The following is a 24906-nucleotide window of genomic DNA, read 5'->3' as shown; positions in this document are numbered from 1 at the left end:
TTTTGCACACGCATGGTTCGCAAAATCACCTGCGCCCTGCCAGCAACTTGCGTTCTACATATACAACGAGTTGGTACATCGCTGTAGCTACAGCCGCAATGATCAACAGGCTCGATAAAACAAGGGTAAAGTTGAACACTTGAAATCCATAGATGATCAGATAGCCCAATCCCTGCTTGGCGACCAGAAATTCACCCACGATCACACCGACCCAGGCCATGCCCACGTTTACTTTTAAGGTAGAGACAATGGCAGGAAAGGATGCGGGTAATACCACTTTGCTGAAAATCTCGGAACGATCGCCACCAAACGTACGGATAACCTTAATATAGTTCTGATCTACTTCATTAAAACTGTTATACACGACGAGTGTAGTAATAATGACTGTAATGGATAACGTCGTCATGACAATAGCCGTAAATCCTGCACCAAACATGACGATAAAGATTGGACCCAGCGCTACTTTGGGCATGCTGTTGAACACAACCATATAGGGATCAAGCACTTTTGACAAAAAAGGAGACCACCAGATCAGAACCGCAAGCAGTGTTCCGACGAGTGTCCCCAGCAAAAAGCCGACTGCCGTTTCCCCAACGGTTACCCCAACATGAGCCCATAGTTCTCCACTGACGATGTCCTTCCAGATCTGATTGAAAATTTTGCTGGGATAACTGAACAAAAGCACATCAATCCAGCGCAGTCTTCCTGCCAGTTCCCACAGCAAAAACATAAACACCAGCATGGACAGCTGCACCGCCAGCACTTTATGTCGCCATCTGGCAACCTGCTGAATATGACTTTGGTGCAGCTGTCTCATCCAATCATCACGCATTTCCTGCTTCTGGTTCGTCTGATTCACCCGTTTTTCTCACCTCCTCCGGACTGATCCAGTTCACTCCATAACGCCTGAAACAGCTCATTGAACCCTGGCTGCTCCCTCGCGTGAAAAGGCTGTGCGTTCCGCAGATCTTCGGGAATGATAAACTCCTTCCGAATGCGACCCGGATTACGATCAAGCACAATGACGCGGTCACTGACGGCAATGGCTTCGGACAGATCATGGGTGACAAGCACCGAAGTTTTGCCGGATTTCTTCAATGTGTCTGAGACCAGATCCTCCAGCTGCAGCTTGGTTTGATAATCGAGTGCAGAAAAGGGTTCATCCAGCAACAGTATTCCCGGATCCGTAGCCAGTGTACGTACCAAAGCCACCCGTTGCCTCATCCCCCCGGATAGCTCTGAAGGATACTGGGCTTCAGTTCCAGCTAGACCCATACCTGCCAGCAGCTCACGTGTGCGCTCGCGACTCTCGTCATTGAGTCCACCTGTCAATTCAAGTCCGATCAAGACATTGTCCAAAATGGTACGCCATGGAAACAGATAATCCTGTTGCAACATATAGCCAATCTGGGCAGACGGACCTTCGATGCGTTTTCCTTTTACCTTGACCTCGCCTGCGGTTGGTGTGAGCAGCCCGGCGATGATCGACAGCAATGTCGTTTTACCACATCCGCTTGGGCCAACAAGACTAACGAATTCTCCCTGCTCGACCTGAAGATTCAAATTTTCAATAACCAGTGATGCTTCACGTTCGCTGACATAGACTTGCGAAATCCCTTCCAGTCTGATCACCGTTTCGGATTCAGGCATACATGCTCACGTCCTTTCCCGAATACCTGGTTACTTCGTTGTTGCTTGTTCTGCATAGGAATTATCGACAATCGTTGGAGAGTCCACACGTTGTTTCAGTTCTCCCGCTGCGCTCATGACGTCCAGCAAGTTATTCCATTCGTCCTCATCAATGATTGGATCGGTTGCATATGTGCCCTGTTCTTTGTAACGGTTCACACTGCTTACCAGAATGGCTGGATCGATATCTTTGAAATAAGGTTTGATGACTTCAGCGATCTCTTCAGCGGTATGGGAATCCACCCATGCTTGTGCTTTGTGCAAGCCGTTAGTGAACTTCTGAACGATGTCCTTGTTGTCGTTGATGTAACTTTGTTTAGTCATGAAGACCGTATAAGGCAGATGGCCACTTTCCGTTCCAAACGAGGCCACAACCTTGCCGCGACCCTCTTTCTCAAAGATGGAAGCCTGAGGTTCAAACAGCTGCACATAATCCCCCGTACCTGAAGCAAATGCAGAAGCGATGTTGGCAAAATCCACATTTTGAATTAATTCCAAATCATTCTGCGGATCAATGCCATGTTTTTTCAGTGTGAATTCACCTGCCATTTGAGGCATGCCGCCTTTTCTTTGTCCAAGGAATGTACTCTGTTTCAATTGATCCCAATTGAAGTCGCCTTCGGGATCGCGGGCAAACAGAAACGTTCCGTCCGTCTGTGTAAGCTGGGCAAAGTTAATGACCGGATCTTCTGCGCCTTGTTGATAGACATAAATAGACGTCTCAGCTCCGACCAACGCGATGTCTACTGAGCCTGCAAGCAGTGCAGCCATCGTTTTGTCTCCACCAGCCGTCGTTTGAATGTCCACTTCAAGCCCCTGTTCCTCAAAAAAACCTTGGGCCACGGCCACATATTCAGGTGCGTAAAAAACAGAACGTGTGACCTCACCGATCGTAATTTTGGTTTCATCCTTATCTTTATTGCAGCTGGTGAGAGCCACGATGATAATGAGCAAAATGACGATGGCCCGGATGAACCAGGGCGTGTATTTCATGATATTTCCCTCCTTCACTGGTTTCAGCTGTTCTCTCTATTATTGATATGCTGATGCCCAGCAAAAGGTTAAGAACTTGCATGCAAAAGAAGAGCCGGGCAATGATGCCCCGCTCTTCAAAAATTGGATAATGATGTTATAGCTGTTTACAGCTTGTAAATCTCGGCATATTTCGCTTCCAGATAATCAGCCAAATAGTCCGGATTCAGCTCTTCACCTGTTACGGCCACAATCAGTTCAGAAGGTGTACGGCTTTTGCCGTAACGATAAATTTTGTCAGTCAACCATTCCTTAATGGGGATCAGGTTACCTTCAGCAATATGGGCATCGAACTCCGGCATTTCTTTGCGCAGTGTATGTAGAATCTGTGCAGCATACATATTGCCGAGCGAGTATGATGCAAAGTAACCAAAGTCACCACCCGACCAATGAACGTCCTGAAGCACACCCACACCATCATTTGGTGGCACAACGCCGAGATATTCCTTGTATTTTGCATTCCAGGTCTCCGGCAGGTCCTTGACTTCCAGACCTTCGTTAAACAGCATTTTCTCAATTTCATAACGAATGATGATGTGCAGATTGTACGTCAGCTCATCAGCTTCAATCCGAATCAGAGAGCTTTCAACCCGGTTAATCGCCCGATAAAAGTCTTCCAGCTCAACCTCGTTTAATTGAGGGAAGTGCTGTTGCAAATCTTTATAATAACGCGTCCAGAATGGAAGACTGCGACCAATCATATTTTCCCAAAGACGCGACTGGGATTCGTGGATACCCATGGACGTTCCTTCCGCAAGAAGAGTACCAGCCAGGTTGTCGTCAATATTTTGCTCATACAGGGCGTGTCCGCCTTCGTGGAGTGAACTGAAGACTGCACTCGTCACATCATCCTGCAAATAATTCGTCGTGATCCGCACATCACCTGGATTCAGGCCCGTTGCGAACGGATGAACACTCTCATCAAGTCTTCCTGCTTCAAAGTCATAACCCATTTGTCCCAGAATAAACAGACTGAATTTCTCCTGTTGATCCTTGTCAAACAGCTGGTTCAGAAACTCCGTGTTCGGCTTGTTCGCCGAAGCATTGATCTTCTCTTGCAGCGGAACCAAACGGGCTTTGAGACGGGCAAATACCGCATCCACCTTTTCTACAGTCAGTTCCGGCTCATACATGTCCAGAAGGGTATCATAACGAGTATCTTTCACACCCCAGTAGTCAATGAACTCTTGTTTGAGCTTCACAATATCGGTGAGGTAGGGCGAAAAACCCGCAAAATCACTGTTATGCTTAGCATCTTCCCAAGCCGTCTCTGATTTGGCGGTAAGTACGGTATACGCTTGTACTTTTTCTGGTGGTACGGACTGACTGCGATTATATTCTTTCTGGCAATCTTCCACCTGACGACGGTCGATATCTTCCAGCTGTTCCAGTACGGCTGGATTTGTTAATGTATCCAGGTAGGATTTCATCTCGGCTGAGGTTTGCAGTTTGAATGCTTCGGTTGACAGCATTCCCAGTGTTTCCGAACGTGTCGGGACACCTTTTTTGGGCGCACCTGTGCGCAAATCCCAGTGAAGCAAACCAATGGCTTCATGATAACTCTTGATTTTGCGAGCGAGATTACGGAAGGATTCCAGCTGTTGCTGCGTGTGTTGTTCCATTGTTAACGTTCACCTCTTCAAAAAAATGTTGGTTTCCCTATTGATGATACTTTTTGCAATGCGTATAATCAACTTTTAACAGATGCAAATTGCATTATTCCTCCAATCCGAGGAATAATGCAATTTGCTGACCGTGGTATAATAAAAAACCAAAGGGCGTAGGACAAGCTGCATTTGATGCAAGTGGCCGTGCTCATCGTATTGGATAACAGGAGGCAATAGACATGAACAACATTCAAGAGATTCTGGCTTACAACAAATCATTTGTCGAGACTAAAGAATACGAAAAGTATACGGCAGGCAAGTTTCCAACCAAAAAGATGGTCATCATCACTTGTATGGACACTCGTCTGGTGGAAATGCTGCCCAAGGCCATGAACCTGAAGAACGGCGATGTGAAAATCATCAAAAACGCTGGCGCAATCATTTCTCAACCTTTCGGGTCTGTTATGCGTAGTGTTCTCGTCGCCATCTATGAGCTTGGTGCCGACGAAGTATTGGTTGTTGGACACACGGAATGCGGTATGGCTTCCCTACACGCAGAGACCATGATTGGACATATGGTTGAACGGGGTGTATCTGAAGAAGTCATGAGCACACTGGAGAACTCCGGCATACGTTTACAAAAGTGGCTACGCGGGTTTGACAGCGTTGAAGAAGGGGTAAAACATACTGTGGAAGTGATCAAGAAACATCCATTGCTTCCACCTACTGTACCCGTTCACGGCATGGTCATCGACTCCTACACAGGTGAACTTGATCTTGTCGCAGATGGGTATGGGCAATAGACATCTCTCTAAATGGTTTTGGGTGCGGACCTCAGGGTCCGCACTCTTTTTTTGTCTAAATTGAGGCAGTTGTTCTGTCAGGTTGTCAAACCATACAGTTTCAGTGTACACTTTTATGAAAGCGGTCAAAGAAAGCAATTTACATTGTTTTTGCTGGCCCAGCCCTAATATTAAGGAGACATGTGCATGAACATACTTTCCTACGGATTGCTCGGGCTTCTTACCCGCGAGGAGTCATCAGGTTATGATCTAATGCTGAAGATCCAGCCCCATTGGCAGGCTAAACACAGTCAGATCTATCCGCTCCTCTCCAAAATGGAAAACGATGAGCTTTTAGCCTCCCGCTGGGTGCAACAGTCTGACAAACCGGACAAAAAAATGTATGCAGTCACGGAAAAAGGTATTGAAAAACTGCTGGGATGGATGATCACTCCCGTTACCGCTCCGGTTACGCGTGACGAGTTCAATCTGCGTATTTTATGTGTCGGCATTGCGGAAGATGGAAGCATGAGACGCATTCTGAATGAGCGCAAAAACTGGTTTTTGGAACGCATCCGTTATTTCGAGGATTTGAAATCCCGTATACCTCAGGATAATTTGCGAGTAGGCAGTCGGGAATTCGGAAGTTACATTCTGGTACAAAAAGGGTTAATGAACGCGCAAACAGGCATCGAATGGTGTAACTGGGTAACCCAACTACTCGATGGTCAAGCGGCAATTCAGGACCCTTGTCCAAGTATTTCAGAAAATTAAACAAAATTTGAAACGTTCCTGTAAATTGACCGTATTACTTGAGTAAGGCCCATTTTTGGGCGAATCAAACAAATTAATCGGGGGGTTACGATCTTTACAATGAAGAAAAAATTCGGAATTAAACATCTCATGATGGTTTTCATGGCCTTTACATTGTTGTTTGCAACAGTCGGAGTCGCGAATCCGGATTCTGCTGATGCTAGACGTGGTGGCGGTTTCAAATCAGGAACAAAAAGCTATACCAACACACCTAAGAAATCCGATTCCAACAGTAATGTGAGCAAATCTAATACGAATAACAACTCCAATGGAGCAGCTACAACGAACCGTGGCGGATTCTTCGGCGGTGGCGGTGGATTTATGAAAGGTATGATGCTGGGCGGTCTTGCTGGTATGATGTTCGGCGGATTGTTCGGTGGCATGGGCGCTCTGGGTAACATTCTTGGATTGCTCGTAAACGTAGCTGCAATCATGCTGATCGTGATGCTCGCGATGGCCCTGTTCAGAGCCATTACAAATCGCCGTAAACCAGCAGCAGATGGTCGTTATGACCGCCGTAATGATCGTGATGATGATGACCGTAACAGAAACGGACGGTACTAATCTCTATGGTTCTAAGCATGGATGAAATTGTAAACGCGATCTGTATTCACATGGCTGAACGCAAGGGTGTTCGCCCAACCGATGTCAATGTGGAACTGAGCTGGGAAGAAGATACGGGATATTCCGCAGAAGTCTGGATTCAAGGCCGCAGTCAGTATCTGGTCGAATCCAACATGATTGAAGCGATCCTGCGCTACCTGCACAGTGAATACGACATTCGGGCTTACCGTGAGAATGTAAGACTGGATCTGGATGAAGAGATCACAGCGATTGTGAATCAATAAATGAATAACTAATAAGCCATTTGCGGATGGAATATAAAAAGGACCGTCTCCATGATGTCATTGACATGATTGGAGACGGTCCTTTTTTTGTGTTCCTTGGGAAGATGAAACCTTTGTATCTAACTTCCCAAGATTCATACTGTAATCCTATGGCTACTTCAATTTCACCAGACTGTAGTTTTTCTTGCCTTTGCGGATAATGATGAATTTACCGCCGATTGCGTGCTCTGCAGAGACCGTGAACTCAAGCTCCGTCACTTTCTCACCATTCATGGAGATAGCCCCTTTGGTGACATCCTCACGCGCCTGACGTTTAGATGGCTCCAGGCCAAGATCCACGAGCCAGTCTACAATATTTTTTGCTTCACCATCGGTTTCGAAGGTCGGCATTTCTTTAAAGCCCTGCTCGATTTCGTCGGCTGTGAGGGAACGAATGTCTCCGCTGAAGAGTGCTGCGGTAATGCGTTTCGCCTGCTCCAACATATCGTCGCCGTGAACAAATTTCGTCATTTCTTCAGCGAGTGCCTTTTGTGCTTCACGCTTGTGCGGCTCCGTTTCTACCTTTTCAGCCAAAGCTTCAATCTCCTCTTTGCTGAGGAACGTGAAGTATTTCAGGTATTTGATGACATCACGGTCATCCGTGTTCGCCCAGAACTGGTAGAATTCGAATGGAGTCGTTTTATTCGCATCCAGCCAGATGGACCCTCCTGCGGATTTACCGAATTTCGTTCCGTCAGATTTAAGCATAAGTGGGATTGTCAGACCGTAAGCTTTTGCTTCTGGCCCTTCTTTTTTACGGATCAGGTCCAGACCACTTGTAATATTGCCCCATTGATCGGAACCGCCGATTTGCAGCTGTACATCCTCATGTTGGAACAGGTGCAGATAATCGAGCGATTGGAGAATCTGGTACGAAAACTCGGTAAATGAAATTCCGTCTTCCAGTCTGCTCGCAACTACATCTTTAGCCAGCATTGTGTTGAGGTTAAAGTTTTTACCGTAGTCACGCAAAAATTCAATCACATTGATTTTGTGTGTCCAGTCGTAGTTGTTGACCATACGTACCTGATTGTCACCATCCGTTACGAAAAGCTTTTTCATTTGTGCAGTCAGAGCGTCCACATTGGCCTGTACCTCTTCCAACGTTTGAAGGGAACGTTCCGATTGACGACCACTTGGATCACCAATAGTCCCTGTTGCCCCACCAATCAGAATGACTGGACGGTGCCCAGCGAGTTGGAAACGTTTCAGCATCATGAACGGAATCAAATGTCCGATGTGCATGCTGTCTCCTGTAGGGTCAACCCCGCAGTACAATGAAACCGACGTGGTCTCGGTCAGCTCACGCAGACCCTCCGCATCTGTCTGTTGATTAATGGCGTCGCGCCATTCCAGTTCATCAATAATATTCAAAACAAACAACCCCTTCTCTATGCATTGGTATTAGGCCATGATCTACGTTAATTCACAAGGAGCTAAGCCGGGCGAGGCTTTTTTGGACACAAAAAAATCGCCGCCTTGTCTTCAATAGACATAAGGGACGATTATCATAACCGTGGTACCACCCAACTTGCACAGACAACAACTCACACGTTGTCCATACCGCTTTCAGCATAATATCGTTTGCCATTCCGCTTGGCATTACCCAAGTACTCCAGAGTGTAATTCGCAGCCCTTGTATGTATCAGGTTCCATCAACCCCTGACTTTCTGTAACAGGGACAAAGCCGCTACTGCGCTCTATCAACGTAATTCATGTATTCAATTTATAGCCAGTATAGCCGAACGTTAATATCATTGCAAGGCCAAGTATTTAATCTTTATATAGAGCAACAGAAGAGTGCCTACGCCAAACTTATAAAGACATCATGTTCAACTTCCCGTGATAATATGCATATGCCTTTCCTGCAATCTGATCTTCATTGTTCCAAAATTGCTGATCCAGCGCATCAAGATGTTGCTCCTCCTCTATTGTTAGAAACTTAGGAATATCCCACAGTTCAGCAAGTCTTTCATCCTCTCCCAAATGCTTAATGCAGCCATATGCTGACTTTATGATGTCCATTACTTGAGTCGCACCAATGGTATGTAATGCCTGCAATGCGTATAGGTATGCCTCTTCGCCCCAGTTGCAGAAAAATTGAACAAAACCACCGTTAAAGACGTCCACCTCTAGCAGCCATAAAGCAGCAATTTCCTGTTCATTCGTTGTTAACGCAGCCCAGCCCTGAGCGGATTCATTCTTTTTCCCCACAAAGGTTAACGCATATTCATACCACACATCATTAATATCCTGTTCACTCATGTCAATCACCTCTCTTTTCTTGGTTCCAGCCTCTCCAGATCTTGCCGTTTACCCGTCTGATGCCAATACAAGTAAGGATCTCCAAGCTGTTGGAAAGCCTTCTCAACACTTTGGGTCAATTCTTGCATCACTGCGTTTGTGTAATTCAAATGTGTCTGTTTGTTATCCACACCATATCGTTTCAGCAATTCCACATGCGCTGCCGTAAAAATGATATCCTCCAGCAGCCAATAGATCACTTCTTCCGTCTGTTCCATTCTTTTTTCCAACATGATCATGCCACGCTCGTATATACGAACTATATATGCATCATTTTCACTCTCTACATATGGAACACCTTCCCCTTTAAAGCTCTCAAACAAGCGGTTAACATCGTTCTCTATCTGCTGCCTGCGGAAGGATGTCCGCTCAAGCAACTGAAAAAGAGTTTTTGCAATCTCTGGTTTGCTTAGTATGTTGGACATAAAATCTCCTTTTGACATGATAATGAAAAAGCTGCCAATGGCAGCCTCTTCATAACAAGTTTTCAATCAGGTCCCACAGAAAGTCCGGTAGGAGGTATCGCACTGCGTAGGCAGTTCCGCGTACTCAGCCTGTTCGGTAGAATGTTCAAACGGGTTGGAAAGAACAGCTAGAAGTTTCTCCATCACACTAAGATCTCCGTGATGTTCTGCTCGGTCCAGTGCTTCTTCCACCCGATGATTACGAGGAATCACCGCCGGGTTGTTAGACTTCATCAATTGCTGCGATTCTTCTTTCCCTTCCTGCTGTCTGCCTAATCTTGCCTGGCGACGCTCATTCCATTCTGCAAACTCTGAAGTGTCGAACAAGGGAGCTCCGTTGAGCGTATCAAAGGTTAGTGCGAGAAACGTATTCGTGTAATCTGCACTATGCTTCTCCATCAATTCAAGAAGATCTCTGATTAACACTTCATCCTCAGCCTCTTCATTAAACAAGCCCAGTTTGCTCCGCATTCCCGAGAGCCAGTGATGATGATACAATTCGGAGAATTGTGCAATGGCATCCTGAGCAATTTGTACAGCCTGTTCTTCGTCCTCATTCAGCAGTGGCAGAAGCGTTTCGGCAAACCGAGCCAGATTCCAGCCGCCAATATACGGTTGATTTCCATATGCATACCGACCTTGCGTATCAATGGAGCTAAATACCGTCGCTGGATTGTAGGCATCCATAAACGCACACGGCCCATAATCGATGGTTTCACCACTGATGGCCATATTATCTGTATTCATTACGCCATGAATAAAACCAACCTGTTGCCACTTAGCGATAAGTGAAGCCTGTCGACGAATGACTTCCTGAAGTAACTGGAGATAGCGATTATCGGCTTCGGCAATATCGGGAAAATGCCGTTTCAGTGTATAGTCAGCCAATGCTCTGAGCTCATCAATCGATCCCCATCTGGCTGCGTATTGGAAGGTTGCTACACGTAAATGACTTGAAGCCACCCGAGTCAGGATTGCACCAGGTCGCTCTGTTTCGCGTGTAATGTTTTCTCCAGTAGATACAACCGCCAGACTTCGCGTTGTTGGAATACCCAGTGCATACATCGCTTCACTAATAATATATTCACGCAGCATTGGCCCAACAGCAGCACGTCCATCGCCTCCGCGAGAATATGGGGTTCTTCCCGAACCCTTAAGCTGGATATCCACTCGCTCGCCTTGTGGCGTGATCTGTTCTCCCAGCAGCAAAGCCCGTCCATCACCAAGCATGTTAAAATTGCCGAACTGATGACCTGCATAGGCCTGAGCCAGAGGCTCGGCACCTTCCGGAATCAGGTTACCTGCAAACACCTCAGCTCCTTCATCGCTGTTGAGAGCCTCAACATTCAGCCCCAGGCTGGCTGCAAGCAATGTATTGAAGATGATCAATTTCGGTGTTTGAACAGGTGCCGCACCCTGATTTGTAAAAAAGGTCTGTGGCAAACGTCCATAACTATTGTCAAAATGCCAGCCTTTTTTCAACGTTTCTTGTTGCATGGTGATCACAACTCCTTTTCTGTAACCAAGCGATATCAGGATATCTCTTCGTTTTATTTTAGCCTTGTGAACCAATGCTCATTTATGTAGTCGCATGGAAATTCAACGGGAAGAACATGTAGCATGTTCATGATGAAACTTTAGCATATTTATATCCCTTTTGCATTCATCCTGCTGTAACTTTCATACCCGAGGCACCGTTTAAGTTTCAAGGGGGGGGATCAGATTGAGAAAATATATCTATGTGATTGGCTGTATGACACTTTTGTTCATGTGCCTTACCGGGTGTTCAGCGGACAACATACAATCAAAGGGAAATCAGGTTATCGTTCAACAACCGGTTGAGAACTCCAATCAATACACTCTGTATAGAAAAATTACCGATCCAGCACAGGTGCATGCCATTAGGAGCATCACCCGCTCTATTCGATCGAACCACATTATAGCGGATATGGTACGGCCTCCGGATTATAAATTCTTTTTTGAGAAAAAGAATACAACTTCCTCAGATAAAAGTGACATCTATAATCTCTGGATCAGTCCCCATCAGGATCAGGTTGAAATCATCATTGAAAGCAAGCCTACCTATGTTCAATTAACTAAGGAGAAATCTGCCAAGCTTTTCGAACTAATCACAGGTGAAAAGCTTCCGGGGTATGTTGAATAAAACCAGCCACTCGTACTCCACAGTTCAACCCAATATAAAAACCCAAGAGGTTTATTCGTAAGGGGGAGTCATTCCGATCATTCCACCTCAATGATTACCATCTTGGGTCTGTTCAATTTATTCAGATCGCATGCAAGTTAACAAAACAATCTTACGTATGTGCTTCTTGAGCCTGTACAGGCTGTACGGGCAGACTCTCCTTTTTAAATCCGAGGTTAAAGAAGATATTGAGCAGAATGGCGCATAGACTGCCTGTGATAATACCATCACCAACAATAATGCGGATACTTTGAGGCAGCTGGGCAAACAGATCAGGCACAGCCGTGACACCAAGACCGAGTGAGACCGAACAAGCAACGATTAACAGATTGGATTGCTTGCTGAAATCCACATGTTGCAGCATTTTAATCCCAGATGAGACCACCATGCCGAACAGAACCACTGTTGCCCCGCCGAGTACCGCGCTGGGAATAATCGTTGCGAATGCCGCAACTTTGGGGATGAGTCCGAGAAAAACCAGAATACCCCCGGCAGCAACAACCACATTGGTCGTTTTCACTTTGGAAAGCTGAACCAAACCGACATTCTGGGCAAATGTGTTGTACGGAAAAGCATTGAAGATTCCACCAAGCACAAACGCTAGACCTTCTGCGCGATATCCTCGTGCCAGATCCTTTTCGTTGATCGGTTGATCACAGATTTTACTCAAAGCCATAAATACACCTGTTGATTCAATGATAACTACCGTACCTACAATGATCATTGTAATAATGGGGCCGATTTCGAAGGTTGGCCATCCAAAGTAGAAGGGCTGGGGCAAATGAAACCAGGATGCCTCCTGAACAGAGCTGAAATTTACTTTTCCCATGAGGGCAGCGACGAGAGTACCCACAATAATACCGAGGAGAACTGCGAGGGATTTGACAAAGCCGCGAGCATATCGATTCAGCACCAGAATGAAGAGCAGTACCCCGAATGAGAGAGCCAGATTGTCTAAGCTTCCGAAATTTTCGCTGTTTGCTCCGCCTGCCATGTTTTTGATACCTGTTGGAATCAACGCCAGACCAATAATGGTTACGACTGTTCCAATCACTACGGGAGGAAACAGTTTGACGATTTTACTAAAGAAGACAGCACATATAACGATGAATATTCCTGCTGCTATGATGGAACCGTAAATGGCTGGAATTCCATATTGTGATCCAATCGCAATCATCGGAGTCACAGCAACAAATGAGCTTCCAAGAACTGCTGGCAAGCCTATCCCCAAATACTTCCCTTTACGTGCTTGAAGCCATGTCGCGATACCACAGGTTAACAGGTCAATCGATACCAGGTACGCCAATTGTTCTGCAGTCAGGTTTAACGCCCTTCCCACAAGCAGCGGAACCAAAATGGCCCCGGCATACATCGCCAATACGTGCTGAATTCCCAGTGAAAAAATCCTCATTCTCTTGGTTTCTCTCATCCCTACCTGCCCCCTGTAATTTAGAATCACTTTACCGCTGCAAAAATCATGTTATGTTGATTCACATTATATAAACAATTGCTTCAAGTTCCATGATTCATGTTACGGAATTGTTACAAAACATAAATAGATTCAGTCTTTTTATGCGCATTATACAAAATCAACACATAACCCGATCTATTACATGTCAGTTAATATAACAACAAAGGTTGAATAACGTTGCACTCTTCATACTTCTTCGCTAAGGATAATTACACGTCACGATTTAGTAGTAAAGATTTCCTTTAGATCAATCTCTTGATCTCTGTTATGATGATTAACGGCAAATTTGAGAAATTCGGGAGGAACTTCCTAGATGAGACAAAATTTTAAAGGTATCACCCTATTTTACTTAACCATGCTTTTAGTGTTACTAGCCTGTCCTTGGAATAAGGCTGCTGCTGCCGATTCCTACAAATCGTTGGACTTATACTATCCAACAGACATTGACGATCACTGGGCATACGATACCCTTGACAACTTCGTTAATGCTGATTTACTAAACGGGTATCCCCTAAGTACTGGCGAAGTGGCTCTCAAGCCCAATCATCCCATTACCCGTGCAGAATTTGTTTCTATTCTTGTACAGGCGGCAGGGCTACATAGCACTGCTCAAGGGAAAGCCTTTAATGATGTGAACGCAGGCAAATGGTATGCCCATGCGGTCCGGATCGCTAGTTCACTTGGCGTAGTTGGAGGCATATCCAGTACTGAATTTGGTCCAGATCTCCCTATCACCCGCGGAGATATTGCAGTTATGGTTGTACGGACTTTCTCCAGCTCCATCCAATTTGAAGGCTCTGCCAAAACCTTTAAGGATGTCCCCAACTATTACGCAGCCTCGGCCATTGCAAAAGCAAGCCAAACAGGGATCGTTTCGGGTATGACGACCACCACGTTTCAACCGTTTGCAAAAGCCACTCGCGCTCAATCGGTTGTCATGCTAGAGCGGGCTTTACGTTTGGAACAAACCCAGCTCCCTGATACAACTAAACTGATAGCTCTGGCTTCCAACGCAACCGAACAGGAGATTACGGCTATGTCTGAACACAGCTACGATCAAGTTTCTGATATCTATGCTACATATTACACCGGTTATCAGCTCTCCTTTAATCTCACTTCACTTGATGATTTGACATCCGCTCTGAATGAGCAAACCCAGCTAGATATTGAATGGATCTCCAAACCTGTTTTCTCCATTGTGGAGCGCTCCAATCAATATGCCGTATTGGAAGCGAATGGCGGCAAAATTAAAACGAGCATCAATGCAGGTAAGGACCTAAACGAAGAAACCATTTCATTAGACGGGTTGTATAGGCTCAAGAAAATGGATGATAACACCTGGAAAATCTACGCGGTTTTACCTTATGAGGGATAACATCAGAAACACTGATAAATAACAAAAAGCACTGAACCGGGTTCAGTGCTTTTTGTTATTTCAATAAACCATTAAACAGCTATTTCAGGCAATCAGTGATTCCAAGCCCCTCATCTTGAGGGGATCGGATAATCGACAACAATCACATTGTCCACCCACTCATTCAGGGAGGTTACAAATGCCTGATGAGCAGGATGTGGACCATAAGCACGCAGCGCTTCCTGATCTTCAAATGTCACTCTCAGGCCAAGTGTGAAGCCCTGAATATGATCGGTCTCCTCGGTTACATTAATGCCTGCGGTGAGATCCACAATTCCAGGAATCTGTTCCTGTAACGCGAGTAATTGAGCTACCAATTCCTGCTGTTTGACCGTAGTAATTTTATCGTTCAATTTGAATACAACCAAGTGTTCATACATTACCTGCTCCTCCTCATTCCTGTAACCAGTTATTTAGCTTTTTAATACTCTGCGCTGAACATGATGCAGCAACTTTTGAAGCCAGAGCACATCACTCTGTATCGAGTGGTAGGCATGATCTCTCATCAAGAACAATGCATCTTTCAAATCCTCCTGAAGATCAATCTCCTGAGGTGTATGAGAATCAATGTATTCCAGCCTCTTATTCATTTTCTCAATAATATCCTCAATCAAGTAAGCAATCTTCTGATTATCCACCTTATCCAAATGGACCAACGCAGCGTATAAGGACTGTACGTTCGTAAACTTCTGGAACACCTTATATATGCTCTCTTCCAGGGAATGACGTCCTTTTTCGGTAATTCCATATGTCGTTTTGTCCGGTCGATTTTCAGTCTGGATTGTTTCTACCTTCTCGATAAGACCCTTCTTCAGCAACACTTCAAAATTATAATAAATGGTGCCCTCGGTAATCTTGGCATCCGTTTGATCCAGATGTTTACCAATTCGCTTCTTAATATCATAGGGATAATAATTCCCTTCACTTAGTGCACCGAGTATAAATATTTGAATCGACATTGTGACTGCCCCCATTCTGCTCTTCCAAGGGTACAGCTTCTTCCTGATCGCCTACCCTCATAACTTCTATTTTATATCATAACGGGCTGTTGTACAGGTTCTTGTACGGTATCGATTTGCTTGGCTTTTTTGAAATGATGAATGGCCGTATTGATAACAAAGGCTCCCAAGCCCACCAATGCCAGTCCAACCGCATATTCTACCGTCTTCCCTCCGCCGAAGAGAATATTATAATCCAGATGCGTTGAATAGAACATCGGTGTGATGTGACTCACGAATTTGAAATATCCTGGCATCATCTCCGGTGACATGGACGTCCCGTTTGCAATAGATTGGCTGAGTACAAATATCATATTGATCAGCATTCCGCCTTGACCGAGAAGCATGATAAAGATGCTGGTGAACTCAATTGACACAAACAGCTGTAAACTGTGTACCATCCACATTTTCAAGAATACTTCCACGCCATACCCCTGCACCATAAAATAAATGCCGATCCCTACGAGTGGAGCAAGGATGGAAACAAGCAGGTTCGTACCTCGCATTGCAAAGAATGCTCTCCATTTCCCCATCTGTCCTTGCAGTTGCTTCATTCCGCCAATGCTTTGCATCGCATAGATCATGGCTCCAACATAGAGCGCCATGGTGATGAACATCGGTGCCATCTGATTCTGCATGCCTGCTGGTTGCGGGTTGCTCAGAACAATGTCAGATGACACTTTGCCCATAGTGGATTCCACAATCTGTTTCGATTGCTCTGCAGGAACCTGCATACTGCTCAGCACACCCTCGAAGCTCTGTGCCTGAACCTGTGCACCCATCTGCGCGGTGATTTCAGCTGCAACATTTTTCATGGAGCTCGTGATTGTTGTTGGGTTCGATTCATTAATCAGGTACTGTAACTGAGCTTTACCATCCTGTTCAGACAGTTTCTCCGTAAAATCACCTGGTATACGTATGATCATATGAATATCCCGGTCTTCCAGCCCCGTCTTCGCCTGTTCTAATGATTCGTTGGTAACTACCTTAAATGGCAATTGTTCTTGCAACTTTTGCACAAATTCGATACCGGACTGCTGGTCCTCGTTGACAATGGCAACCGTAAGATTCGTTACATTTTTGGGGATTGCGCTATACCCCGACATAAAAACGGTCAACATTACAATTTGATAAAAAACGATCATGAATATGCCTGCCTTGACTCCGCCATGCTTCAGTATGTTCTTCACTCTCTATTCCACCTTGTTTTCTCAATTTAAACTACTTGAATTAAAGTACTCTTATTTGTTATATTTGTCAATGAGACCAACCAAGGAGGCGAAAAGAATGACGAAGAGCTCTATTATTTCTCTGTCAGAAATTACGAATTTCCAATCGAAAGAAGAAGAATTCAGTCCCTACCGTTGGTATCGCAGCATGTTGAATCAGGAACCCGTCATCTACAATGAAGAGACCGATTCCTGGCATGTATTCAGGTATGATTTTGTCAAAACCGTGCTTAATGATCACGAGCATTTCTCCAGTGTGAGAAAAAGATCAATTGTTAATGTGGGATATTCAAGCGAAGAAAAAGGTGCGGACAGTGAGCATCATATGCCGGACAAGCTGGATATTCACAATGTAGATCCGCCGGAACATCGCAAGCGGAGATCATTGCTGGCAAGTGCATTTACACCCAGAAGTCTCAAGCTCTGGGAACCGAGAATAGAGGCAGTGGCCGAAGAGCTGATCAGAGAATTTGAAGGTCAATCGGAAGTGGACATTGTTGAAGCTTATACGAGCATGTTTCCTGTCATTATCATGTCTGACCTGCTCGGCATCCCTTCCAAAGATCGTCATTTGTTCAAAGATTGGGTGGACACTATGTTTATGCCTACTACCGATGCCACTTTTGATCAAATTAACGAAATGAAAAAGATTGCCGGGGAGGAATACTTCAAGTACTTGTATCCCTTCGTTGTGTCCAAAAGATCCAATCTGGGAGAAGATATCATATCAGACCTGATCCAGGTTGAGCTCGATGGCGAGCACTTTACAGATGAAGAGATTGTGCGAACCACCATGTTTATTCTGGGCGCTGGCATAGAAACTACAAGCAACCTGCTGGCCAACTCGTTCTATGCCCTTCTATATGACCAACCGGAACTGTATGCCGAACTCAGGGATAACCTTGAGCTTGTCCCAGCCGCGGTAGAGGAAATGCTGAGATACAGGTTTCACATCAGCAAAATGGACCGTATGGTCAAAGAAGATAACGATCTGCTCGGAGTTAAACTGAAAAAGGGAGACGCTATCGTAGCGTGGATGAGTGCAGCCAATATGGATGAGAATATGTTCGAAGATCCGTTCACCTTGAATGTTCATCGTTCAAACAATAATAAACAGCTTGCGTTTGGTTTTGGTACTCACTTCTGTCTGGGGGCTCCTCTGGCCCGTCTAGAGGCCAAAATTGTACTGACCGCATTTCTAAAAACGTTCACCAGCATTGAACCCGTGCAAGGATTCAATCTGGAGGAAAACCTGATCCCTTCTGCGGCTGGACAATCTTTAACAAGTCTTCCGATGAAGTTGTATAAGTAAATACATCTGACGTAAATTCATTTATAAATTGATAATTTTCACTCTAAGTTCTATGGATACACTCAAAACAAAAAGAGCAGATCCCATCTGCTCTTTCTCTCTACTCTTTTCTTTATAAATAACCTTTATCCTTCCATTCTACCGTTCGTTAATTCAACAAACCTGTCCCACTCATCATAAACGGCACCACTCGCTCGGCCAACTCAGCCGGGGATTCCTGCCTCTCCTCTAGATTCCAACGATACGTCACCCCATAGATAGACCAGCTCAGCATCGTTGCCAAATACGCCAATGTTTTGGGTGGCTCCGCACCATCTGTTTGACTCATGGCAAGCTCCAGAACAAGCTTCTCTAACTGAGCCTTAATGTTTTCCTCAAAGATTGGCGCTACGGACTCATATTTCTTGATACATTGGTTGCTTGAATCATGATAATTACATAACGAGATCACCAGTTGCTTCAGGGTCTCTTCTGTCAAATGTGCCCCTACATTAATCTGTTTGAGCACATATTCTTGGAAAGCATAGGACAAAACGGATTCAAGCAGTTCATATTTGTCTGCAAAATGGGCATAAAATGTGGCCCGGTTAATCGTCGCCTTTTGCGTAATATCCTGAACCGTAATAGCTGAGAAATCCTTTTTATTCAAATGATAAAAAAACGCATCCTGAATTAATTGACGGGTTCGGATCACCCGTGGATCATTGGGATTTGGAGAAAACTCACCTGACATATACAAAGTACCCCTTTTAATCGATCTTGTAATCATACTTCTCAATGCTTCTATTATAGATAGCTACTGTTAGGTCAACAAGTAATCCAGGGTTAAACCGACATTATTATGGTGGCTTCGCTTAAGCAACACATTGGTTAAATCGTCGGTTGATGCAGCCTTTCACCATTGATAATATTGCACTCGTACCCCGCTTGGAGGTGCACTATTATGGAGGTGTTTGACTTGAGTAATCGTCAGCAGCAACAAGTTCAATTGACGGAAAATCTGTTTCAACCTTATACAATTCATCATTTAACATTGCAGTCTCGTATCGTTATGCCCGCTATGGGTCGGGCTTTCTCACCAGATGGTGTACCGGGCTCCGATGTAGCAGCTTATTATCGCAGACGTGCGGAAAATGGCGTCGGACTTATTATTACCGAAGGTGTAACTATTGACCATCCGGCGGCAACCAGCGAACCACGCGTGCCCCGTTTTCATGGCGAAGAAGCATTAAACGGCTGGGCAGAAGTCGTCAGACAAGTCCATGAAGCCGGGGGTAAGATTTTTCCTCAGCTTTGGCATATGGGTATGGCTCGTCCAGTGGGATCACAGCCTTATCCGGAAGCTCCGTCCATTGGGCCGTCGGGTATTGATCTCGAGGGAAATCTGACGGGTGAACCGATGACAGACGAAGAAATCACCAACATCATTCAAGCTTTTGTTGACGCAGCAGTTCATGCCAAACGGCTTGGGTTTGACGGCATCGAACTTCAAGGAGCACATGGTTACCTGATTGACCAATTCTTCTGGGACAGAACAAATAAACGGACAGACCGCTATGGCGGCGATCTTATCAAGCGTACGCAATTCGCTACCGAACTTATTCAAGCGATTCGTGCTGCCGTGGGTCCTGATTACCCGATTGCCATTCGTTTGTCGCAGTGGAAAATGAGTGATTATTACGTCAAACCGCTGGACTCACCGGATAAGCTGGGGCTATTCCTGAATGTGCTGGTGGAGGCCGGCGTCGATATATTCCACTGCTCAACACGACGTTTCTGGGAGCCGGAATATGATGGTTCGGAACTTGGGTTTGCCGGCTGGGTGAAAAAACTGACAGGCAAACCAACGATAGCCGTGGGCTCTGTCGGTCTGGATGATGAATTTACCAGTCTCTATACGGAAGGTAAAGGTGCAGGACACAAGGATTTGGATGATCTTCTTCATCGGTTGGAACAGGAGGAATTTGATCTAGTTGCCGTTGGACGCGCACTTCTCGCGGATCCGGCATGGGCTGTGAAGATCCGTGATGGCCGCGTGAATGAAATTCATGCCTTTTCGCCAGAAGCGCTTGTTACGTTGCTATAAGATTAATTTAGGACCGAATTCATATTTGTTATCCGTTGAATGAGCTATAATTGAACCAAAATACTCGTCATCCATTTAGTTAGGGACAGCGGGTATTTTGGTTTTTTTACATGTGTGCACAAAACAGGCGAGCAATATCATCCAAGAAAGTCCCTTCTTTTCATATTATAATGACATTTAACTTATCAGAAAGAAGGTGCAGCAGGTGACTCGTGAAGTGCGAACCGTCGTATTCGATACCGATCTACAACTCGAAGCCTATCAATTCGAAGGCATTATGCAGAAATTCCCCAATCATTTTCATGACTACTACGTCATTGGATTTATTGAGCAAGGCAAGCGCCATCTTATATGTAATAACGAAGAATATATGCTGAACACTGGAGACGTGATTATTTTTAATCCGCATGATCCCCATGCCTGCGAACAGGTGGACGGCAGAACCCTGGATTATCGTTGCATCAACATTCAACCTGAGGTCATGCGCCAATATGTACAGGAAATTACCGGACAAGATTACTTGCCACGGTTTACTTCCCCTGTACTCTATCAGAGCGAACATGTTACTTCTTTGTATGAGCTGCATCAGATGATTTTGGAAGAGCAAGCTGACTTTCACAAAGAAGAGCTGCTGCTCTTTCTGCTGGAACAGCTGATGAGAGAATATGCGGATGCCGAACCGCCTATTTCCGCCCAGGACGTCACCATCGAGATTAGACGCATATGCGAGTACATAGAGACACATTATATGGAGAGCATTACGCTGAACCAGTTAGTCGAGTTAACAGGGCTGAGCAAGTACCATCTGTTGCGTTTATTTACTCATCAAAAAGGGATATCTCCCTACCGCTACCTAGAAACGATTCGCATCAATCAGGCCAAACGGCTATTGGAACAAGGCCAGCTCTCAATCGAGGTCGCCGCGCAGACAGGTTTCAGTGACCAGAGTCACTTTACGAATTTTTTCAAAAAGCTAATTGGCTTGACGCCCAAGCAATATAGACGCATCTTCAACCATGAAGTGGATTCAAAGCGTATAGCGGATGATCAGTCATGACAAGTCAGAACCAAATCTCCACTGGACATCAGCTGGCCTTACTTACGATCCTGATCTGGGGAACAACGTTTATCTCCACCAAGGTGCTGTTGATCGAATTCACCCCGGTGGAGATTCTGTTTTTCCGTTTCGTGATAGGCTATGTGGTGCTCTTCCTGATCTATCCGCGGTTGATGAGAATTACCTCAATTCGAGAAGAAATGCTGTTTATCGGTGCTGGATTATGCGGGGTTACGTTATATTTTCTCATTGAAAATATTGCACTGGTGTATACCCTCGCTTCCAATGTAGGTGTCATTGTTTCAATTGCCCCGTTCTTTACCGCAGTCCTTGCACATTTCTTTCTGGACGGAGAGAGATTGCACAAGCGGTTTATCGTGGGCTTCGCCATTGCCTTGACTGGCATTATCCTGATTGGATTCAATGGCAGTTTCATTCTGCAACTGAATCCGCTGGGGGATCTGCTCGCTTTCGTGGCACCTGCTGTATGGGCGGTCTACTCTGTACTCATGCGCAAAATAGGTGAACTTCCCTATCACACTATCGGTGCTACACGCAAAGTATTCTTTTATGGACTATTATTCATGCTTCCGGCTTTGTTCCTATTCGAATTCCATTTCAATCTTGGGCGCTTCGCCAACATGGCCAACCTCTCAAACCTTCTCTTTCTCGGGCTGGGTGCCTCTGCCTTATGTTTTGTAACCTGGAACCGGGCAGTGAGTCTTCTGGGAGCCGTCAAAACAAGTGTGTACATTTATTTGGTGCCTGTCATTACTGTCGTCGCTTCTGCACTGATTCTACATGAGCGGATTACCTGGATAACGCTGCTCGGGGCTCTGTTAACGTTGGTCGGATCATTCATTTCAGAGAAAAAAGTACAAAGAAAAGACTACGGTAGTACGTTGCCGAAACTTCAATAGTGCAAGGTCCGTCTACCATAACTCAAAAAAGAGGCATTAATCCTGACGGATTAGTGCCTCTCTTCATTTTGCCAAGGACATTGCTTCGATGCCTTTCTCTAATTCAACATGGATAGAAGTTTCTCCAACTCCTGTTTCTCCAGATGTCTCCATTGTCCACGTTCCAGTCCATCCAGCGTAACATTCATAATTCGGATGCGCTCCAGCTTGAGCACTCTGTAACCCAGGGCTTTACACATTCTGCGAATTTGCAGATTAAGCCCTTGAGTCAAAATGATACGAAATACGTTCTCACTATGCTTATATACCTCACACGGCTTCGTCACCACATTCATAATCTCAACCCCCTGCGACATCGCTCGAACGAATTCGTCTGTCACTGGTTTGTCAACGGTCACTACGTATTCCTTGTCGTGATTATGCTCCGAACGCATCATCTTGTTCACAATATCTCCGTCATTGGTCAGAAAAATCAAACCCTCAGATGCCTTATCCAGCCTGCCAATCGCAAAGATACGCGAGGGATAATTCACATACTGAATGATGTTTCCCTCCACCTGTTCTGCTGCGGTGCAGACAATGCCGATGGGTTTATTCAGAGCAAGGTAAACAGGCTCGCGATCATTGAAAGGAATCTCCTGTCCATCAATGAGCACGATATCCTCAGGCTCCACGTCCGCACCTTTTTCACACACTTTACCATTAATCGTGATACGCCCAGCTGCAATTAAACGGTTCGTTTCCCTGCGGGAGCAATATCCCGTTTCACTTATGTATTTGTTAATTCGCATGCTCCACCACTTCTCATCTGTAATATTGCCACTTGTTCATTAGCGAGCTTATGTTGTCAGTTCATCGGCTTCGTTCAATAGGGTAGTACCTTGTACTGATTTTCATCCCACATCATCTCACTTATAATGAAACGAAGCAAATGAATTGTTATACGGAGGTACATAGGAAACCCAAATTAAACTGAGAAAAGGAGTTAACCATGGACAAAAAGTGTATGAGAGTGCTTAAAAAGTTATATTTACACGCCAATGGTGATTATGACAGAGCACGAGAAGTAATGATCTATCAAACGGATACACTAACTGCAGCAGAACAGGAGCTACTGACTGCACAGGGCTGGGTGGCTAATGATCTCGAACTGATCCACCATGATGATATCCTTCAACAACTAATCGCTTTCCAACAGCATGAACTTCTTTCCTGGTCGACGATTACCCAAGCATTTATTGCAGGTGTCGGGGGCAGTTATCCACGAGGCATATCTACGCTCGCAAGCTACCATATGATGATTCACTCGCAGATGCATGCTTATGAGGAAACTGAACAGTTCCTCGCTTGCCGAGTTTGCGGTTTCAGTCATAGCGATGAGGGCTGGGAAAATCTATCCAATATCCGTTATGCCCTTCACCAGGGTTATGATTACAGTGGGTCAAGCGTAGGTGCATACGCCGATCTAACAGAATTCATCAACTTACTTGAGAAGGAACCTATTAAACCGACTCCCGAGGATATCAACATATTCAATCAACTGCTTTATATGCTGGATCAGGCTGACGATGAAGAGTCTACGGGAAAATTTGAGAAACGACTCACTGCGGAGAAATTGGTCAAAGGACACGCAGGAATTCGCAGAAGTATCCTTCAAGCGCTGTCCAGAGTAGGTGTGCTGCCTAATCAAGTTCTCTCCCTCAGTGCAGACCATTGGACCAACAACGAGCATATCCTGAATGGGGGATTGCTGCTTAACAATACCAAAGGCCGCTCTGATATGGAGATGCCTTGGGCGGGCTGGCAAGGTAAACTAGGCGTCGATTGGGACAAAGCACGCAAGCTGTTTGGACACGCGATTCAAGTCAAAGACTGAACGGTCAGCCTGTCATATTTAATAATTATTGTTTGCATAACAGCTTAATCCAGATACAAGAGGAGTTTACCATGTACAAAGTTAACCAACTTTCAATTGACCCTGATCATCTGAACCAAAATACTGGTATATGGATTGGCGGAGAAATCGCATATGTTACAGATTGGCCGCTTAATCAGGAGAGTCAGCCCTTGTTGCATCTGTTCTCCATTGATTGCAATACACTTTTACAACAGCTGCATGTCCCTTCGTTGCCCCCTGGGAAGTATATTTCGGTCTTCTCCACCTATTCCGCTTCGGATTACTTTTTGGATCAGGTAACCTATACGGGGGATGAGCTGGAATGGAAGGAGAATATTCTCGCTGGATGTACATATGTATCCGTATCTTCAGAGCCACTAACTTCCGTATGTCCCATTCAATCCATTCCTTTATGCGGAGTAGGATTGACGGAAATAGAGATAGAGGAACAGGATTTCCCTGCCTTTTCATTTTTCTCTTCCATGCTACCAAACGGTGTGAACGGAATTAGCCATTTGTTAGAGGACTATCAATTCGTTTGTCAGATTTATTCCGGGGATTTCCCTGATCCCTATCAGGATATACTGGGACTTTCCGATGCAAACGGATATTTGTTATTACGAACTGGTTCTGCGTCTGCTCAGGCACCCTTGGAAGGAATTTTCTTTGTGCAGACTGCCTAGTGGGGACGATAGCTTAAGTTTATTCATAAGGATCTGATCATCAAAAAGTTTCCTGTCA

General features: G+C 45.2%; 26 protein-coding genes and 1 other annotated feature. Of the genes, 12 read left to right on the top strand and 14 right to left on the bottom strand.

Annotated elements, in window-relative coordinates:
- Positions 1-25 precede the first annotated feature (25 nt).
- From ACR1R9_RS08075 to ACR1R9_RS08060, 4 genes are all read right to left on the bottom strand, one after another.
- Positions 26-817, bottom strand: coding sequence for an ABC transporter permease (locus tag ACR1R9_RS08075; protein WP_371121628.1), 792 nt, complete (start codon positions 815-817; stop codon positions 26-28).
- Positions 818-855: 38 nt separating this feature from the next.
- Entirely contained in the window at positions 856-1650 is a 795-nt protein-coding gene (locus ACR1R9_RS08070) for an ABC transporter ATP-binding protein (RefSeq protein WP_076289078.1), read from the bottom strand.
- 30 nt (positions 1651-1680) lie between these two features.
- Positions 1681-2682, bottom strand: coding sequence for an ABC transporter substrate-binding protein (locus ACR1R9_RS08065; RefSeq protein WP_076289077.1), 1002 nt, complete (start codon positions 2680-2682; stop codon positions 1681-1683).
- Positions 2683-2828: 146 nt separating this feature from the next.
- Positions 2829-4343: a carboxypeptidase M32 gene (locus ACR1R9_RS08060; protein ID WP_326065657.1), complete on the bottom strand. Its 1515-nt coding sequence runs from the start codon at positions 4341-4343 to the stop codon at positions 2829-2831.
- Positions 4344-4567: 224 nt separating this feature from the next.
- Here ACR1R9_RS08060 and ACR1R9_RS08055 point away from each other — a divergent pair, with 224 nt between their 5' ends.
- The 4 genes from ACR1R9_RS08055 (at position 4568) to ACR1R9_RS08040 (ending at position 6771) form a co-directional block, all read left to right on the top strand.
- Entirely contained in the window at positions 4568-5131 is a 564-nt protein-coding gene (locus ACR1R9_RS08055; RefSeq protein ID WP_063563089.1) for a beta-class carbonic anhydrase, read from the top strand.
- A gap of 186 nt (positions 5132-5317) precedes the next feature.
- Complete coding sequence (locus tag ACR1R9_RS08050) at positions 5318-5884, top strand: PadR family transcriptional regulator (RefSeq protein WP_076289075.1); 567 nt, start codon at positions 5318-5320, stop codon at positions 5882-5884.
- Between the two features lie 99 nt (positions 5885-5983).
- The gene (locus tag ACR1R9_RS08045; protein WP_076289074.1) at positions 5984-6487 is read left to right on the top strand and encodes a hypothetical protein; all 504 of its coding nucleotides are present in this window, start codon (positions 5984-5986) and stop codon (positions 6485-6487) included.
- A 5-nt stretch (positions 6488-6492) separates the two neighbouring features.
- Positions 6493-6771, top strand: coding sequence for a YxcD family protein (locus ACR1R9_RS08040; RefSeq protein ID WP_024630486.1), 279 nt, complete (start codon positions 6493-6495; stop codon positions 6769-6771).
- 153 nt (positions 6772-6924) lie between these two features.
- Here the strand turns inward: ACR1R9_RS08040 and tyrS are convergent, their stop codons facing one another.
- The 4 genes from tyrS to ACR1R9_RS08020 form a co-directional block, all read right to left on the bottom strand.
- Positions 6925-8184, bottom strand: a complete 1260-nt coding sequence (gene tyrS, locus ACR1R9_RS08035) for a tyrosine--tRNA ligase (RefSeq protein ID WP_063563092.1) — start codon at positions 8182-8184, stop codon at positions 6925-6927.
- 120 nt (positions 8185-8304) lie between these two features.
- Positions 8305-8526 (bottom strand) — a binding site (T-box leader).
- 99 nt (positions 8527-8625) lie between these two features.
- Complete coding sequence (locus ACR1R9_RS08030; RefSeq protein WP_433921379.1) at positions 8626-9075, bottom strand: DMP19 family protein; 450 nt, start codon at positions 9073-9075, stop codon at positions 8626-8628.
- Between the two features lie 5 nt (positions 9076-9080).
- Positions 9081-9557, bottom strand: a complete 477-nt coding sequence (locus tag ACR1R9_RS08025; RefSeq protein ID WP_433956428.1) for an Imm63 family immunity protein — start codon at positions 9555-9557, stop codon at positions 9081-9083.
- A 48-nt stretch (positions 9558-9605) separates the two neighbouring features.
- Positions 9606-11075: a protein adenylyltransferase SelO gene (locus ACR1R9_RS08020; protein WP_433921381.1), complete on the bottom strand. Its 1470-nt coding sequence runs from the start codon at positions 11073-11075 to the stop codon at positions 9606-9608.
- Between the two features lie 226 nt (positions 11076-11301).
- On the opposite strand from ACR1R9_RS08020, the gene ACR1R9_RS08015 reads away from it, so the two are divergent.
- The gene (locus ACR1R9_RS08015) at positions 11302-11742 is read left to right on the top strand and encodes a hypothetical protein (protein WP_076289070.1); all 441 of its coding nucleotides are present in this window, start codon (positions 11302-11304) and stop codon (positions 11740-11742) included.
- A 151-nt stretch (positions 11743-11893) separates the two neighbouring features.
- Here ACR1R9_RS08015 and ACR1R9_RS08010 read toward each other — a convergent pair whose 3' ends face one another.
- Positions 11894-13210: a nucleobase:cation symporter-2 family protein gene (locus ACR1R9_RS08010; protein ID WP_099858310.1), complete on the bottom strand. Its 1317-nt coding sequence runs from the start codon at positions 13208-13210 to the stop codon at positions 11894-11896.
- Between the two features lie 355 nt (positions 13211-13565).
- On the opposite strand from ACR1R9_RS08010, the gene ACR1R9_RS08005 reads away from it, so the two are divergent.
- Complete coding sequence (locus tag ACR1R9_RS08005) at positions 13566-14627, top strand: S-layer homology domain-containing protein (protein WP_433921382.1); 1062 nt, start codon at positions 13566-13568, stop codon at positions 14625-14627.
- A gap of 110 nt (positions 14628-14737) precedes the next feature.
- Here the strand turns inward: ACR1R9_RS08005 and ACR1R9_RS08000 are convergent, their stop codons facing one another.
- From ACR1R9_RS08000 to ACR1R9_RS07990, 3 genes are all read right to left on the bottom strand, one after another.
- Positions 14738-15046 (bottom strand): Dabb family protein, encoded by a 309-nt coding sequence (locus ACR1R9_RS08000; protein WP_175382393.1) that lies wholly within the window; start codon positions 15044-15046, stop codon positions 14738-14740.
- 33 nt (positions 15047-15079) lie between these two features.
- Entirely contained in the window at positions 15080-15625 is a 546-nt protein-coding gene (locus tag ACR1R9_RS07995; RefSeq protein WP_175382394.1) for a PadR family transcriptional regulator, read from the bottom strand.
- Positions 15626-15696: 71 nt separating this feature from the next.
- Positions 15697-16854: a YhgE/Pip domain-containing protein gene (locus tag ACR1R9_RS07990; RefSeq protein ID WP_433921383.1), complete on the bottom strand. Its 1158-nt coding sequence runs from the start codon at positions 16852-16854 to the stop codon at positions 15697-15699.
- 97 nt (positions 16855-16951) lie between these two features.
- Between ACR1R9_RS07990 and ACR1R9_RS07985 the strand changes: the two genes are divergently transcribed.
- Complete coding sequence (locus tag ACR1R9_RS07985; protein ID WP_433921384.1) at positions 16952-18205, top strand: cytochrome P450; 1254 nt, start codon at positions 16952-16954, stop codon at positions 18203-18205.
- A gap of 148 nt (positions 18206-18353) precedes the next feature.
- On the opposite strand, the gene ACR1R9_RS07980 is transcribed toward ACR1R9_RS07985, so the two are convergent.
- Complete coding sequence (locus ACR1R9_RS07980; RefSeq protein WP_310853466.1) at positions 18354-18938, bottom strand: TetR/AcrR family transcriptional regulator; 585 nt, start codon at positions 18936-18938, stop codon at positions 18354-18356.
- Between the two features lie 225 nt (positions 18939-19163).
- Between ACR1R9_RS07980 and ACR1R9_RS07975 the strand changes: the two genes are divergently transcribed.
- The 3 genes from ACR1R9_RS07975 (at position 19164) to ACR1R9_RS07965 (ending at position 22268) form a co-directional block, all read left to right on the top strand.
- Entirely contained in the window at positions 19164-20291 is a 1128-nt protein-coding gene (locus ACR1R9_RS07975) for an NADH:flavin oxidoreductase (RefSeq protein ID WP_433921385.1), read from the top strand.
- A gap of 205 nt (positions 20292-20496) precedes the next feature.
- Entirely contained in the window at positions 20497-21348 is an 852-nt protein-coding gene (locus ACR1R9_RS07970; RefSeq protein WP_433921386.1) for an AraC family ligand binding domain-containing protein, read from the top strand.
- Positions 21345-22268: a DMT family transporter gene (locus tag ACR1R9_RS07965; RefSeq protein WP_433921387.1), complete on the top strand. Its 924-nt coding sequence runs from the start codon at positions 21345-21347 to the stop codon at positions 22266-22268. Before ACR1R9_RS07970 ends, ACR1R9_RS07965 begins: the two co-directional genes overlap by 4 nt.
- Before the next feature lie 98 nt (positions 22269-22366).
- Here ACR1R9_RS07965 and ACR1R9_RS07960 read toward each other — a convergent pair whose 3' ends face one another.
- On the bottom strand, positions 22367-23059 hold the full coding sequence (locus tag ACR1R9_RS07960) for a pseudouridine synthase (RefSeq protein ID WP_076289059.1): 693 nt from the start codon (positions 23057-23059) through the stop codon (positions 22367-22369).
- Between the two features lie 215 nt (positions 23060-23274).
- Here ACR1R9_RS07960 and ACR1R9_RS07955 point away from each other — a divergent pair, with 215 nt between their 5' ends.
- Positions 23275-24144, top strand: coding sequence for a hypothetical protein (locus tag ACR1R9_RS07955; RefSeq protein WP_433921388.1), 870 nt, complete (start codon positions 23275-23277; stop codon positions 24142-24144).
- Positions 24145-24215: 71 nt separating this feature from the next.
- Entirely contained in the window at positions 24216-24848 is a 633-nt protein-coding gene (locus ACR1R9_RS07950; protein WP_433921389.1) for a hypothetical protein, read from the top strand.
- The last annotated feature ends 58 nt before the right edge of the window (positions 24849-24906 follow it).

The sequence above is a fragment of the Paenibacillus taichungensis genome, from assembly GCF_050994985.1.
Classification (GTDB): Bacteria; Bacillota; Bacilli; order Paenibacillales; family Paenibacillaceae; genus Paenibacillus; species Paenibacillus taichungensis.
The sequence above is the reverse complement of the archived record's forward strand: the minus strand, read 5'-3'. Positions and strand labels throughout refer to the sequence as shown.

Excerpts from the sequence above, each read along its gene's own strand:
- ACR1R9_RS08065 (WP_076289077.1), bottom strand. The coding sequence starts at position 2,682 with ATGAAATACACGCCCTGGTTCATCCGGGCCATCGTCATTTTGCTCATT.
- ACR1R9_RS08045 (WP_076289074.1), top strand. The coding sequence starts at position 5,984 with ATGAAGAAAAAATTCGGAATTAAACATCTCATGATGGTTTTCATGGCC.
- ACR1R9_RS08075 (WP_371121628.1), bottom strand. The coding sequence starts at position 817 with ATGAGACAGCTGCACCAAAGTCATATTCAGCAGGTTGCCAGATGGCGA.
- ACR1R9_RS07995 (WP_175382394.1), bottom strand. The coding sequence starts at position 15,625 with ATGTCGATTCAAATATTTATACTCGGTGCACTAAGTGAAGGGAATTAT.
- ACR1R9_RS08020 (WP_433921381.1), bottom strand. The coding sequence starts at position 11,075 with ATGCAACAAGAAACGTTGAAAAAAGGCTGGCATTTTGACAATAGTTAT.
- ACR1R9_RS08055 (WP_063563089.1), top strand. The coding sequence starts at position 4,568 with ATGAACAACATTCAAGAGATTCTGGCTTACAACAAATCATTTGTCGAG.
- ACR1R9_RS08060 (WP_326065657.1), bottom strand. The coding sequence starts at position 4,343 with ATGGAACAACACACGCAGCAACAGCTGGAATCCTTCCGTAATCTCGCT.
- ACR1R9_RS07955 (WP_433921388.1), top strand. The coding sequence starts at position 23,275 with ATGAGAGTGCTTAAAAAGTTATATTTACACGCCAATGGTGATTATGAC.
- ACR1R9_RS08025 (WP_433956428.1), bottom strand. The coding sequence starts at position 9,557 with ATGTCAAAAGGAGATTTTATGTCCAACATACTAAGCAAACCAGAGATT.
- ACR1R9_RS08000 (WP_175382393.1), bottom strand. The coding sequence starts at position 15,046 with ATGTATGAACACTTGGTTGTATTCAAATTGAACGATAAAATTACTACG.
- ACR1R9_RS07965 (WP_433921387.1), top strand. The coding sequence starts at position 21,345 with ATGACAAGTCAGAACCAAATCTCCACTGGACATCAGCTGGCCTTACTT.
- ACR1R9_RS07950 (WP_433921389.1), top strand. The coding sequence starts at position 24,216 with ATGTACAAAGTTAACCAACTTTCAATTGACCCTGATCATCTGAACCAA.
- ACR1R9_RS07960 (WP_076289059.1), bottom strand. The coding sequence starts at position 23,059 with ATGCGAATTAACAAATACATAAGTGAAACGGGATATTGCTCCCGCAGG.
- ACR1R9_RS08050 (WP_076289075.1), top strand. The coding sequence starts at position 5,318 with ATGAACATACTTTCCTACGGATTGCTCGGGCTTCTTACCCGCGAGGAG.
- ACR1R9_RS07985 (WP_433921384.1), top strand. The coding sequence starts at position 16,952 with ATGACGAAGAGCTCTATTATTTCTCTGTCAGAAATTACGAATTTCCAA.
- ACR1R9_RS08040 (WP_024630486.1), top strand. The coding sequence starts at position 6,493 with ATGGTTCTAAGCATGGATGAAATTGTAAACGCGATCTGTATTCACATG.
- ACR1R9_RS08030 (WP_433921379.1), bottom strand. The coding sequence starts at position 9,075 with ATGAGTGAACAGGATATTAATGATGTGTGGTATGAATATGCGTTAACC.
- ACR1R9_RS07980 (WP_310853466.1), bottom strand. The coding sequence starts at position 18,938 with ATGTCAGGTGAGTTTTCTCCAAATCCCAATGATCCACGGGTGATCCGA.
- ACR1R9_RS08010 (WP_099858310.1), bottom strand. The coding sequence starts at position 13,210 with ATGAGAGAAACCAAGAGAATGAGGATTTTTTCACTGGGAATTCAGCAC.
- ACR1R9_RS08070 (WP_076289078.1), bottom strand. The coding sequence starts at position 1,650 with ATGCCTGAATCCGAAACGGTGATCAGACTGGAAGGGATTTCGCAAGTC.
- ACR1R9_RS08005 (WP_433921382.1), top strand. The coding sequence starts at position 13,566 with ATGAGACAAAATTTTAAAGGTATCACCCTATTTTACTTAACCATGCTT.